This is a genomic window from Streptosporangium sp. CA-115845 (assembly GCF_050943795.1).
In the GTDB taxonomy this organism is placed as follows: Bacteria; Actinomycetota; Actinomycetes; order Streptosporangiales; family Streptosporangiaceae; genus Streptosporangium.
Genome location: NZ_CP191988.1, coordinates 5,506,588 through 5,519,861, shown reverse-complemented (window position 1 = coordinate 5,519,861; position 13,274 = coordinate 5,506,588). Strand labels below are relative to the sequence as shown.

Here is a 13,274-nt window from a genome sequence, read left to right as displayed (position 1 = left end):
GCCCTGCGTTCAGGGCGCCGGCGGGTGCAAAGGGGCGTGCCGGCACTTCATCCGGCCGGATGCAGGGCCGGGCGGGTGCCGCGGCGCCGGACGGCGCGGGTGTTGAGCGTGTCGGTGATGGTGACGGTGGGATCGCCGTCGACCGGGAGCAGGCCGGCGCGGAGTCCCGGCGCGATGCGGCCGCGGTCGTCGAGACCGAACCGGCGCGCGGTGGTGGCGGTGGCCGAGCGCAGCGCCTCGAACCGCAACGCCGGCGCCTGCTCGCCGGTGTGCACGTGAGCGTCGATCAGGCCCGGTAGCAGCGTGGCGCCGCGCGCGTCGACCGTTCGGTGGCACCTCGGAGTCCGCCGGGGAGAAGTGCGGCATCACCGAATATGGGCCATCGACCGAGGACACGCGCGAAGCGGGCCGCTTCCCGGAGGGAGCGGCCCGCTTCGGATCGGTTCGGGTCAGTTGATCGTCACGATCGTGCCGACCCCGTTGGGGTACTCGATGTAGCCGGTCGCCGTCCGGTCCGGCTGGCCGGACCAGGTGGCCGTCAGCGGGAACGTCGTTCCCGGCGTGACCTTCGGCTTGTCGGGCGTCACCGTCAGCCCGCCGGACCCGGAGTCGGCGCCCACGATGTTGATCTGCGTGCTGAACGGCGTCTCGGCGCTTCCCATGGTGATCACGAACAGGGTGTACTTGCCGGGCCTGGGGTTGGCCAGGACCGCGCGGTAGTCCTCCCACGAGGTGACCCAGGCCAGGCCCTGCATGGCGCCGCCCTCGGTGTAGCCCAGGATGGCGCCGACCTCCAGGTCGGGGTCGCCGGGGATGAGCTTGAAGGAGACGGCCTTGGCGCCTTCGGGCACGACGACGGAGACTTCCTTGCCCCAGATCTCGCTGGGGTTCACGGTGCCGGGCACCGGGTCGGCGGAGACCGGGCCGTAGGCGTTGACGGGGAACTTCGACACGCCGGGGGTCACGTCGAAGGTGAGCGAGCCCTGCGGGCCCGTGCCCTTGACCTCGGCGGGCGCCTTGGCGCTCAGCGGGGTGACCACCATGGGGCTGCGGACGGCGGTGTTCTTACCCTGCCAGGTCAGCGAGCCGACGATGGCGCCGGAGCCGGCCTGGCGCGTCATCTCCATGGTGACGGTGAACTCCTTGGTCTCGCCCGCCTTCTTGAAGACCAGGGTGGAGGGCTGGACCTTGGTCTTGATGCCCGGCAGGTCGACGGCCGCGTGGTAGACGCCGGGGGTCAGCGCCGTGACCTTGCGGGTGAGGGTCCTTGAGCCGAACAGGGCGCCGACCGCGATGCTGGGGTAGTTCAGGTCGCTGGTGGCGATGGGCGCGGCGCCGGTGCCGGTCTTGACGCCCAGCCCCTCCAGGTACCCGTACCAGTCCTGGGCCGCGGCGTCGTAGACCAGGCCGGGCTTCAGCATGCGGGCGGGGTCGACGTGACCTGAGCCCTGCGCGAAGAGGTCGGGCGTCTTGGTGTCGTAGGCGGTGGTCATCATTGCCGACTTGACGGTGGCGGGCGACAGGAGCGGGTCCGTACCCAGGTACAGGGCGGCCAGACCGGCGACGTGCGGGGTGGCCATCGAGGTGCCGGAGTAGAAGTCGAAGTCCTTGCCCTGGTTTCCGGGGGGCGCGACGGCGGCGAGGATCGACACGCCGGGGGCGGCGATGTCGGGCTTGATCAGGTCGCCGTTGTTGCTGAGGGAGGGGCCGCGCGAGGAGAAGCCGGCGATCTGCGGGTATTCGACACCCTCGGTGGAGGAGGAGGGCAGCAGCGTCACCGTCGCGCCGGGGGTGGCGGCGTAGGCGAGGACCTTCTCGGTGTCGGGGGTGTTGATGTGCACGGTCGGTACGGCGTGCACGTCGGCGCCGGTGTCCTGGTCGCTGGGGTTGCCCAGCACCATGCCCACGCCGCCGGCGCGCTTGACCTCGGCGGACTTGTCCACGCGCGCGGTGACGCCGCGCACGCAGTAGATGATCTTTCCGGCGGCCTTGGCCGGGTCCAGCGACCCCTCCGCGCAGATCTGGGCGTCGGAGTCGGCGGCGGCGGCGTTCTTCACCGACACCGAGGTGGCCAGCGGCTTGGGCCCGAACGGCGCGCTGACGGTGGTGCTGGCGCCGCGGAAGGTGCTGCCGTCGCCCAGCCGTACCTCGGCAAGGTAGGGGGCGACGGTGCTCGCGGCGACGGTGGTCGTCCACGGGGCGGTGTTGTCCAGGGTGGAGGCGTCGGGGCCGGAGTTGCCACCCGCGGTGGCGACGAAGATGCCGGCGTCGGCGGCGGCCAGGAAGGCCAGCTGGACCGGGTCGTCGGCGGAGGACTCGGCCTGGCCGCCGACAGAGTAGTTGATCACGTCGACGCCGTCGGCGACGGCCTGGTCGACGGCCTCGATGATGTCGGAGGTGTAGCCGGAGCCTCCGTTCGGGCCCTCCCACAGCGCCTTGTAGACGGAGACGGCCGCTCCGGGTGCGACGCCGGAGATCTGGCCGAAGTCGATGCCGTTGGCGCCGGCGGGGACGGCGTGGTTGCCCGCGGCGGTGCTCGCGGTGTGGGAGCCGTGCCCGCCCCGGTCGCGCGGCGAGGCGTACTCGCCGGTGGCGGCGGGGTTGTTGCCGTTCAGCCAGGCCTTGCCGAAGTACCTGGCACTCACCAGCTTCTGGTTGCACGCATCGGCGGTGAACTCCGTGCCGGTCTGGCACAGGCCGGTGAAGGTGGAGCCGTCGGCCTTGTTCATGACCGTGGCCGTGCCCTGGCGATAGGGGCGGTAGGGGTCGGCGGCGGTGGGCGCCTCGGTCCCGAGCGCGGGGCCGGCGAAGGAGGGGTTCTCCGGCCAGACGCCGGTGTCGATGACACCGACCACGATGCCCTTGCCCGCCTTGGCGGTGCCGCCGAGCGAGGCCCACAGGCCCTTGTCACCTGACAGGCCGAGGAAGTCGCTGGAGTTTCGGTCGTCCAGAGCCTTGCGCAGGGTGTCCTGGACGACGGACACGACGCCGCCTGTGCGGTGCAGCCTGAGCGCCTGAACGGGGGTGAGCTCGGCGACGAAGCTGTTGGAGGCGACGGAGTTGTGCCGTTGCGCGGCCGCGCCGACGCTGCGGGCGACCTCGTCCTGGCGCTTGGTCAGGTGCTCGCGGTAGCGCTTGGCGTTGGCGCTGGCCGTGTCGACCTTCTTGCCCTTGCCCTTGCCCGGCTTGGTGGCGGCGATACCGTCCACGCCGCCGCCGTAGGTGGCGAGCGGCTGCCCTGCGAGGGTGACGATGTAGGTGGAAGGGGTGCCTGTCACAGCGGGTTCGGCGAGCGCGGGTGCCGCGGCGGAGGTGACCGCCAGTGCGGCGGCGAGCGCCATAGCGCTGTAGACGCGGGGGTTGCGGGACATTGCTCCTCTTGAGGGGATGAGGCTGCCACCCGCCCGGCCAAGATCGCCGGAGGGGCCGGGAAGCAGTCAACGGCCTGCGACGATCCCTTGTCGAGATATGGTTATGACATTTTTGGCCATATGGCCAAAAGCGACACGATTCGGTCAGGTGGTACGTGGAGGAGCAGCGGGTTCTCGGCGGGGTGGGGGTCGCGGAGTTCGACGAGAGGGTGTACCGGTTGCTGCTGAGGCAGCCGGGCCGGCGCACCGCCGAGCTCGCCGCCGCCCTCGGGGTCACCTCCTCGCGGGTACGGCTCGCACTGCGCCGGTTGGCCGAGGTGAACCTGCTGCGCAGGACCGGCTCTGGCGGCTACGAGCCGGCCTCGCCCGAGGCGGCGCTCGGCTGGCTGGTGGACAGGCGACGCCTGGAGGCGGAGGCGAGCCTGGCCAGGGTACGCACCACGGTGGGCGACTTCGCCCAGCTCTACCACTCGGGCCGGATGTGGGCCGAGCCCGCGGGCGTAGTGGAGATCCTCTCCGGCGAGGATGCCGTCAAGCGGCAGATGACCGAGCTGGCCCGCTCGGTCACCACCGAGCTGCTCTGCTTCGACAGCCCACCGTATCTGGGCCGCCCCGACTCCTCCTACGACACCAACGAGTCGGAGGCGGAGGACACCAGGGAACTGCTGGCCCGCGGTGTGGACATCAGGGTGGTGTACTGCCCCGGCTCGCTCACCAGGCCGGGCCGTATGGAGACCCTGTTGCGCCTGGCCGAGGAGGGCGAGCGCTCCAGGTTCCTGCCGCGCCTGCCGTTCAAGCTGCGCATCGCCGACCGGAGGGTCGGGCTGCTGCCCTTGGTGGACGGCGTCTACGACAACATCGCGCTGCTGCACCCTTCGCGGCTGCTGGACGCGCTCATCGAGCTGTTCGACGTCTACTGGGAGCGCGGCCAGCCGCTCACCGGCGACTCCCCACCGGCCGATGACAGGCCCGCCGAGGAGGACCTGCTGATGCTGCGGCTGCTGAACTCCGGGCTCAAGGACGAAGCCATCGGCAGGCACCTGGGCGTCAGCCCCCGCACCGCGACCAGGAAGATCGCCGCGGTCGTGGAGCGGCTCGGCGTGACCACCAGGTTCCAGGCGGGCGTGGAGGCGGCGGCGCGGGGCTGGCTCTAACGGGGGTGAATCGAGAGTGGTTTGCCTGGTCAGGCAGACTCGATCAAAGGTGAACGCATCTAACGGATGCTCCTCGCGGGCCTGGCCGCCACGTCATGCCTCTCCTGGTCATGGCGCGCATTACCGGTGTTCCCGTTCCCCGGCTGACCGCGGAATCGTGGACTTCGACGTCCCGGCGGTGTGCGCCGCGCCACCGAATTCCCTGGGTGAGGGGGCGGCCTATGGGCTCCGGCCGCTGAATCCGGGTCCTGCCGGAGCGTGGGCGGCTCTCGTCTTTACCGGCGAGGCCGGTCTTTCACCACATTTCTTTATCTTTGCGGCCTGCTGCTGATAACAGATCGGTAAGACCGTACTGTCATGTGCCGCATACACTGTGTGATTTTTGCCAGGCTGGGGGAGGTCGGACGCGATACGGGAGGCGAGATGTACGGTGAGCGTGATCGGACTCACGGCCACGGCCTCAACGCCAGACCGCGAGGGCGCATGCCGTACAGCGACTCGTGGCTCCGGCCGCCGGACCCTCCTCGCTCCGCCGGGCCCGCGACCCTCCCCGAGCCCGATGGACCGCCGGCACCCCACAGGGCCGCGCGGCACCGGAGGGACGAGGAGGCGGGTGACGACGCCGTCCGGTCGCCGGCCCGCCGCTCCTGGACGTACCTCGACAGCAGGCCGTTCTCCATGCCCCCGCCGCCCAGCCCGTGGCGGCGGCCGTGGTCGAGGCTCTCGCGCGACCAGCTCCTGGGGCCGGCGCTGGTCGCCGGGTTCCTCGTCGCCGCGGGGGTCGGCGTCTGGTCGTCCGGCTGGTCCCCATGGGGCGGGACGCCCACCGCGAGTATGGTGCCGGCGCCTCCCGCGGAGCGCCTCCTCGCGGATCACGACATGGTGTTCGCGCCACCGCGAGCCCCGGCGACCGGGACGGGGGCCTCCACGGGAGAGCGGAAGGTTTCGGCGGGCGAGGGGAGGGCGGGGCGGAGGAAGGCACCGCGCCGTGATCAGGTGCGGGTCCCGCCGGCGGAGCGGGCTCTTTCCGGCCCCGCCGGAAGGTCCCGGAACGAATGGGTCAAGCGGGTGGAGCGGCGCCGGGAGAGCCGGGATTCCGCGCGGACCGGCGCCGGATCGGGAGAGGCCGGGGGCGCCGTGCCGGTGGTCGGAGGCACCGGCCGGGGGGCGGGCGGCGCCACGGTGGGCACCACGAACGCCCGTGGGGAGGGCGGGAGCGCGGGGAACGCCGCATCGGGGCGGTCGCGCTCCGGGGCACGGAAGGCCGGATCGCGGCCCCGTACGGCCAGGACGGGCGCTTCGGACGCCAGGTCGCCCTCGCCCGCGGCGTCCAGGAGCAGGCCGGCTGATCCGGCCGCCGAGAGCGGGGGCGCCGCCGGAATCAGCGCCGCCTACGCCTGCCGTCATCTGCCCTCCAGTGACTGGCGCTACGCCTACTGCGTGCAGGTCTGGAACGACTACAAGAGCAGGAACGGCCTGCCCTGATCGGGCTCGAACCTCCGAAAGGGCGTGACGATTCCGTTGTTACGTCATTCAAAATTGACTGATCGTTCTAGTAGCGGGTACCTTCTCGGTCATGGCGAGAACCAAGGAGTTCGATCCGGACACGGTGCTGCAGCGGGCCATGGAACTCTTCTGGCGGAAGGGCTACGAGGCGACCTCGATGGCCGACCTGGTCGAGCATCTGGGGATCGGCAGGGCGAGCCTCTATGCGACGTTCGGCGGCAAGCGAGAGCTCTACCTGCGGGCCTACGACCGCTACCTGGAGAACGGCATCGACTTCGTCGACCTGCTCTCCCGGCCGGGCCCCGTGCTGCCCGCCGTGCGGGCGCTGGTCGAACGCTATGCGGAGGAGGCCGCGCAGGACGAACTCCGCCGTGGCTGCCTGGTGGTGAACACCGCCGTGGAGCTGGCGCCGCACGACCGGACGCTGGCCCGGCGGGTCGAGGCGAACTGGGACTTCGTCGAGGCGACCCTGACCTCGGCGCTGGCCAGGGCCCGTGCCCAGGGCGAGCTGGCGGCGGAGAAGAACCCGCGGGCGCTGGCCCGCTTCCTGCTGACCCTGATGCAGGGCATGCGCGTCATCGGCAAGGGGGCGAGCGACCCCGCCCGGTTGCGTGACACCGCGGAACAGGCCCTGTCCGTTCTCGTGTGATCCGCGGCCCGCTCGCCGACGGGTTCGGCTTCTTGCTGCTCAAATAATAGAACGATTGGTCAAAATATGAGGTGTCATGCCCGCCCATCCGATCGGCTCCGTAACGCGTACCGGTCCGGCCTTCGTGCTGCTTGGCGCCGTCCAGATACTGCTGATCTGCGGCATCACCGTGATCTCCGTGGCCTTGCCCGCGGTGCAGTACGAACTTGGCCTGGATCGTGGCGAGCTGGCCCTGGTCAGTAGCGCGTACGGGCTGTCGTTCAGCGGGCTGCTCCTGCTCGGGGGACGGCTGGCGGATCTGTACGGGCGGCGGCGGCTCTTCCTGCTGGGGTTGGGGCTGTTCGGATGCGCCTCGGCGGCGGCCCTCCTGGCGCCGGGCTTCGGGCCGCTGGTCCTCGCCCGGTTCGCCCAGGGAATCGGCGCCGCGTTGGCCGCGCCCGCCGCGATGGCACTGCTGCCCGCCCTCTTCCCCGGCCCGTCCCGGCGCGCTCGTGCCCTGGCCGCATGGGGTGGGCTGTCCGGCGTCGGCGCGGTCCTCGGCATGTTCCTGTCCGGGGTCATCGCGCAATGGGCCTCGTGGCGATGGGCGTTCGCCGTGCTGGTGGCCGCCTCCCTGCTCGCGCTCGCCGCCGCCCTCCGGTTGCTGCCCTCCGACGGCCCGGTGCGGCGCGGCCTCCTGGACGTCCTTGGCGCGCTTCTGGCGGCCGGCGGTCTGTCGATGTTGAGCTACGGGCTGCTGGGAGGTTCCGTGGCCCGCATCGCCCTTGGCGCACTCCTGCTGATCGTCTTCGCGCTGGTCGAATCTCGCGCGGCCGCACCCCTGGTGCCGCTCTCCTTCTTCGCCTCGCGCCCCCGCGCCGTGGCCCTGGCGGCCATCGTGCTCGCCTCCGCGGGCATGGCCGGCAGCATGTTCTTCCTCTCCCTGCACCTTCAGCAGGATCGCGGGCTGAGCCCACTGCGGACCTTGGCCATCCTTCTTCCGTACGGTCTGGTGCTCATTGCCACCGGGGCGGTCGCCGGACGGCTGTCCGCCCGTTACGGTCCCCGCGTGCTGCTGGTCGTCGGTCTGTTCGTGGCCACCGTGGGGCTGGCGCTGGTCTCCGCGCTCGACGGTGGCCTTCTCGCGGCCGGGCTGCTGGTTCTGCCGCTGGGCGTGGGGCTGACCTTCGCCGGAGCGACCGTGACGGTGGTCGACGACGTGCCGGAGAGGCAGGCGGGGCTGGCCGGAGGCGTCGTGAACACCGCCATGGAGGTAGGGCCGACGACCGGGCTCGCCGCCCTGGTGGTCGTGGCGTCGGGACACGCGGGTGGCTACGGTTTCGCCTTGGGGGCGGCGGCCTGCACCTTCGCCCTCGCCGCCCTGCTCGCCGCCGCACTTCTGCGGCCACACATCCGCAGGTAACCCATCGACACATCCGAATAGCGAAATATCCGAAATGGAATGAGTCAGATGAGTAGCAGTCGATTCCACGGCAAGGTCGCCCTCGTCACCGGTGGCGGCACCGGCATCGGCCACGCCACCGCGCGGGCCTTCGCCCGCGACGGCGCCACCGTCGTGGTGGCCGGGCGTAGTGCCGAAGAGCTCGCCCGGACCGTCAAGCTGATCGAGCAGGAGGGCGGGCGGGCGAGTTTCGTCACCGCCGACGTCACCGTGGAAGACGATGTCGCCCGTATGGTCGCGACCACCGTGGAGCGCCACGGCGGCCTGCACATCGCCCACAACAACGCCGGGATCTTCGGCCAGGCCGCCCCGGTCGCCGACCTCGACACCGAGACCTGGCGGCGCGTCCTGGAGGTCAACCTGACCGGCGTCTTCCTCTCGATGAAGTACGAGATCCAGCACATGCGCGCCCACGGCGGCGGTGCGATCGTCAACACCGCCTCCAACATCGGTGTGCACGGCCGGCTCCCCTGGCTGGGCTCCTACGCCACCTCCAAGGCCGCGGTGAGCACCCTGACCCGTGCCGCCGCTCGCGACCACATCGGCGACGGCATCCGGATCAACGCCGTCAGTCCCGGTGCCTCCGACGGGCCGATGTCCTACCTGCCCGGTGAGACCCGTGAGCAGCGCGACGCCCGGCTCACGCCGTCGATCCCCCTCGGACGGGTCGGCACGCTCGACGAGGTCGCCGCCACCGTGCTCTGGCTGGCCTGTGACGAGGCGGGCTTCGCCGTCGGCCACGACCTTGTCATCGACGGCGGGGCCACCGCCTGACCGGGGGGACGCGGACCCGGTCCCCCTTCTCGAACGTGGGCCGGGAAGGAGGGCCGCCGCATCGTGTCGCCGGTGGCGGTCAGGCTTCATGGGCCGGGCGGGCGGCGAATTGCGGCCGATGCCCCAGCCGGGACCACCGGAGCGCGCGAGGCTCACGATTCTTGGTGCGAACTTGAGGTATCCCGATGATTACTCATGGTCATTGCGGCGCATGAGGTCACCTGCAGATCAACCCTCAGCACCAATGGGAGTACCCATGCACATCCGCATCGCCGCGACGGGGCTCGTCGCCGTCTGCCTGCTCGCCACCCTGGCCACCGCCGGCGTCGCCACCGCCGCCACCGGTGTCGCGGTCATCCCCGCCCCGACCGCGTGCGCCCAGGAGCAACTGGCACTGATGGACGCCGAGGACGCCATCGCGGGCGTCGAGACCGTCCCGGAGGTCAAGGCCGCCCATGACGTCCTGGAGGAGGCCGGCGCCGCCGCGAACGTGGACAAGCTCCCGCAGCGGCCCGGGGCCGCCCCGGCTGCGGCGGATCCCGCCGCGGCGAAGGCGATGGAGGCGTACAACGCCGCCGGGGCCAAGTACCTGCAGGCGCGCGACGCGGCGCTTTCGAAGGTCGCGCCACTGCACCGGAGCTCCAGGGACGCGCTCAAGAAGTGCCTCAAGGCGGGCTCCGCCTGAACCCACCTCGGCCTGAACCCGCCTCCGTCTGAACCAGCGGGCATGAGTTCCCAGGTCACGACCAGGGGACGGCCCATGACGGCCGGGGATTCCGGCGGAGAGTGACACAGGCCGGTACCGGTCTTTCGCCTCCGAGCAGGGAGGATCGCCCTGCCGGGTGACCGCTTCGCGGCGGAGGGCGGGGATCGAGAGAGCACTGGAGCCCGGGCGACACCGGTGTCGCCCGGGCTCCGTCGTGTCTCTCCGTGTCCCCGTAGTGTCCCCGCGCTGCCCCTCCCGGTTCCGGTTGCGTCGTTCGGTGCGAATACGGATGTCCGGTCGCGGTAATCTCCAACAATCCCACAAGTGGCGCCGCGTTCGGGGCGCCCGCAAAGTAAGACTGGACATCTCATGATAAATACTGCTGAAATGGTGTTTTTCGTGAATAAGTAATTCACCCTACGCAAGGGGCAGTCGGACACTCCCTGATGGTGGCGCATGGACACTGCTCTGTCGTTTCGCGTTCTCGGTCCACTTGAAGTCCTGGTAGGTGAGCAACGGGTCTCGATCGGAGGGTCACGCCAGCGAATTATTCTCGCCACGCTCATCCTGCGCGCGGGGCGGGTCGCCCCCGTCGACCTGCTCGCCGGGGCGATATGGGGTGAGCACCCGCCGCCCACCGCCCGCAGCCAGGTGGTCATCTGTGTCTCCGGGCTCCGCCGGGCCTTCCTGGAGGCGGGCGCCCCGGCGAACCTGCTCGGTACCTCCTCGCCCGGATACATCCTGCAGGCCGACCCCTCCCAGGTCGACGTCCTGCTCGCCGAGCGCCTCGCCGCCAAGGCGAGGGCCGCGGAGAGCGCCGGCGACCTCTCCGGCGCCGCCCGGCTGTTCGCCGAGGCGTGCGGTCTGTGGCGCGGCCCGGTCCTGGCGGGCATCGAGAGCGCGTTCGTCGAGTCCGAGGCGCGGCGGCTGGACGATCGCCAGCTGACGCTGACCGAGGAACGCGTCCAGCTGGAGCTCGCCCTTGGCCGGCACCGGGAGCTGATCGACGACCTCGCCGTCTTCGTCGACGCCAACCCCCTGCGCGAGCGGCTGCGCGCCCAGCTGATGCTGGCCAGATACCGGTGCGGGCGCCGGGCGGAGGCGCTCGACACCTACCGGATCGGGCGGATGCAACTCGTCGAGGAGCTCGGCATCGAGCCGGGCACCGAGCTGCAGGCCCTGCACGACGCCATCCTGCGCGACGCCCCCGAGCTGACTCCGGCACCCGTCCGGGTGAGCGTGCCCGTCTCCGAGGCCGCCACCGGACCGGAGCCCGTGCCCGCGGAACCCGTTGCGATGGCCCCGGTCGAGCACGGGGTGGTGCCCGCGCAACTGCCCGCGGACGCGCCCTGCTTCGTCGGCAGGACCACCGAGATCGCCGAGTTGGACGCCCTGCTGGACAAACGGATCGGCCAGGGGTTGCTCACCATCGCGCTCATCACCGGGGTGGGCGGAGTCGGCAAGTCGGGGCTCGCCGTGCACTGGGCGCACCGGGTCGCCTCCCGCTTCCCCGACGGCCAGCTCTTCGTGAACCTGCGCGGCTACGACCTCAACGCCCAGCCGCTGACCCCCGGCGCGGTCATGGACCGCTTCCTGCGGGCCTTCGGCATCGCCGGCGAGCGCATCCCCGAGGACCTGGACGAGCGCGCCGGCCTGCTGCGCACCGTCATCGGCAGGCGTCAGGTGCTGCTGTTGCTGGACAACGCCCGGTTCATCGACCAGGTCAGGCCGCTGCTGCCCGGCTCCGGCACCTGCTGTGTGATCGTGACCAGCAGGGACCCGCTGGGCGACCTGGCCGCCAGGGAGGGCGCCAGCGTGATCCATCTGGAGGTGCTGGGCGCGGCGGACTCCGCCGCGCTGCTCGCCGGGGTCGCCGACTCCGTGGTCATGGACGAGGACCCCAAGGCCGCCGCGCTGCTCGGCGAGCTGTGTGACGGGCTGCCACTGGCACTGCGGATCGTGGGCGCCCGCCTCACCACCCGCTCGTACTGGACCCCGGCCCGCCTGGCCAAGCGTCTCGCCGACGAGCGGCGCCGGTTGGACGAGCTGAGTTACGGCCAGCTGACCGTACGGGCCAGCTTCGCACTCAGCTACCGCGACCTGAGCCCCGAGGCGGCGCTGATGTTCCGCAGGCTGGGGCTGCTCGAGGCGCCCGACTTCGCCTCCTGGGCGGGTGCGGCGTTGCTCGACATCGACGGCCTCGACGCCGAGGACCTGATCGACCAGCTGGTGGACGCCCAGCTCGTCGAGGTGCTCGGCCCCGACGGCGCCGACCAGATCCGCTACCGCTTCCACGACCTGGTCCGGCTGTACGCCAGGGAGCGGGCCGATGAGGAGGAGCCGCCCGAGGACCGGCTTGCCGCCGTCACCCGCGCCCTGAGCTGCTGGCTGGTGCTGGCCGAGGAGGCACACCAGCGGGAGTACGGCGGGGCCTTCACCCAGCTGCACGGCGCGGTGCTCCGGTGGCGGCCGGCCGACGCGGACGAGCTCCTGGAGCGGCCACTGGACTGGCTGGACGCCGAACGCGGCGCTCTGGTCGCCGCAGTCTCCCAGGCCGCCCACCTCGGCGCGTCCGAGCTGTGCTGGGACCTCGCCGTCACCGCCACCACCCTGTTCGAGGCCCGGAGCCACTTCGACGACTGGCGCACCACCCATGAGACGGCCCTCGCCGCCGCTCGCCGGGCCGGTGATCTGCGCGGTGAGGCGGCCGTTCTCTGCTCGACGGGGAGCATGTATCTCTTCCAGCAGGTGCCGGAGCGGGCGGGTGAGTGCCTGTGGGCGGCGCGTGAGTTGTTCGAGCGGCTTGAGGACTCGTACGGGATGGCGCTGGCGCTGCGCAACATCTCGCTGCTGGACCGGCTCGCGGGCCGCTTCGACACGGCGCTCGACGGGTTCCTCACCGCGAAGAGGATCTTCGCCGCGGTCGGGGACCGCTTCGCCGAGGCCCACGTGCTCGGCGGCATCGCCCAGGTCCACGTCGACCAGGGGAGAGTGGAGCTCGCCGAACCCCTGTTGAGACAGGCCCTGGAGGTCTTCCGGCAGTTGGGCAGTGAGCGGGGTCAGGCGCAGATCCTCAACAGGCTGGGGGAGACACTGCTGCGCCAGGACCGGCTGGGGGAGGCGGAGGCGACCTCCCGGGCCGCGCTCGCCCTGGTCAGGGAGCGGCAGGACGACATCGGGCAGGCGTACATCCTGTGTGGGCTGGGGGAGATACAGGTCCGCCAGAACCGGCTGGAGGCCGCCGTGGAGAGTCTCGACGAGGCGCTGGCCATCGCCCGGGGGGTGCGTGAGCGCTTCGTGGAGGCGCGGATCCACCTGGCCTTCGGCCAGTTGCACGCCCGGCGCGGCCGGTTCGACGAGGCGGTGGCCTATCTGCTTGAGACCTTCGAGATATCCACCGAGCTGGATACCCGGCTGTGGCAGTTCAGGGCACTGTCCGCGCTGGGGGAGGTGTTCATCCTCAAAGGGGACGAGGCCGCCGCCTCCGATGCGCTGAATCGCGCCCTGGATTGTTGCACCGATACCGATTCCGAGGATTACCGGCGAATCAGGGCGCGACTGGCTACTTTATCGGGAATTTCCGCTGAATCATCAGGTCCATGTGCTGTCGCCGGTGATGTGAGCGACTGACGAGGCTGCGGTGATCGTACCCTGAACGACGGCCACAGGCAGG

The 13,274-nt window shown here is 71.1% G+C and carries 9 protein-coding genes; 7 read left to right on the top strand and 2 right to left on the bottom strand.

The genetic code is table 11. From position 1 onward, the window contains the following. Positions 1-47 precede the first annotated feature (47 nt). Positions 48-275: a hypothetical protein gene (locus ACQP0P_RS27090; RefSeq protein ID WP_433359288.1), complete on the bottom strand. Its 228-nt coding sequence runs from the start codon at positions 273-275 to the stop codon at positions 48-50. A gap of 174 nt (positions 276-449) precedes the next feature. Beyond that, on the bottom strand, positions 450-3,371 hold the full coding sequence (locus ACQP0P_RS27085) for a S8 family serine peptidase (protein WP_433359287.1): 2,922 nt from the start codon (positions 3,369-3,371) through the stop codon (positions 450-452). A gap of 155 nt (positions 3,372-3,526) precedes the next feature. On the opposite strand from ACQP0P_RS27085, the gene ACQP0P_RS27080 reads away from it, so the two are divergent. The 7 genes from ACQP0P_RS27080 to ACQP0P_RS27050 all read left to right on the top strand — a co-directional run bounded on the left by ACQP0P_RS27080 (position 3,527) and on the right by ACQP0P_RS27050 (position 13,231). Next, on the top strand, positions 3,527-4,525 hold the full coding sequence (locus ACQP0P_RS27080; protein WP_433359286.1) for a hypothetical protein: 999 nt from the start codon (positions 3,527-3,529) through the stop codon (positions 4,523-4,525). 483 nt (positions 4,526-5,008) lie between these two features. After that, a complete protein-coding gene (locus tag ACQP0P_RS27075; protein ID WP_433359285.1) occupies positions 5,009-6,010 on the top strand; it encodes a hypothetical protein in 1,002 nt (333 codons plus the stop codon). Between the two features lie 91 nt (positions 6,011-6,101). Next, positions 6,102-6,680, top strand: coding sequence for a TetR/AcrR family transcriptional regulator (locus tag ACQP0P_RS27070; RefSeq protein ID WP_433359284.1), 579 nt, complete (start codon positions 6,102-6,104; stop codon positions 6,678-6,680). A 76-nt stretch (positions 6,681-6,756) separates the two neighbouring features. Next, on the top strand, positions 6,757-8,082 hold the full coding sequence (locus tag ACQP0P_RS27065) for an MFS transporter (protein ID WP_433359283.1): 1,326 nt from the start codon (positions 6,757-6,759) through the stop codon (positions 8,080-8,082). 48 nt (positions 8,083-8,130) lie between these two features. After that, positions 8,131-8,895: an SDR family NAD(P)-dependent oxidoreductase gene (locus tag ACQP0P_RS27060; protein WP_433359282.1), complete on the top strand. Its 765-nt coding sequence runs from the start codon at positions 8,131-8,133 to the stop codon at positions 8,893-8,895. A gap of 256 nt (positions 8,896-9,151) precedes the next feature. Then, the gene (locus ACQP0P_RS27055; RefSeq protein WP_433359281.1) at positions 9,152-9,580 is read left to right on the top strand and encodes a hypothetical protein; all 429 of its coding nucleotides are present in this window, start codon (positions 9,152-9,154) and stop codon (positions 9,578-9,580) included. A gap of 477 nt (positions 9,581-10,057) precedes the next feature. Then, the gene (locus ACQP0P_RS27050; protein WP_433359280.1) at positions 10,058-13,231 is read left to right on the top strand and encodes an AfsR/SARP family transcriptional regulator; all 3,174 of its coding nucleotides are present in this window, start codon (positions 10,058-10,060) and stop codon (positions 13,229-13,231) included. Positions 13,232-13,274: the final 43 nt, after the last annotated feature.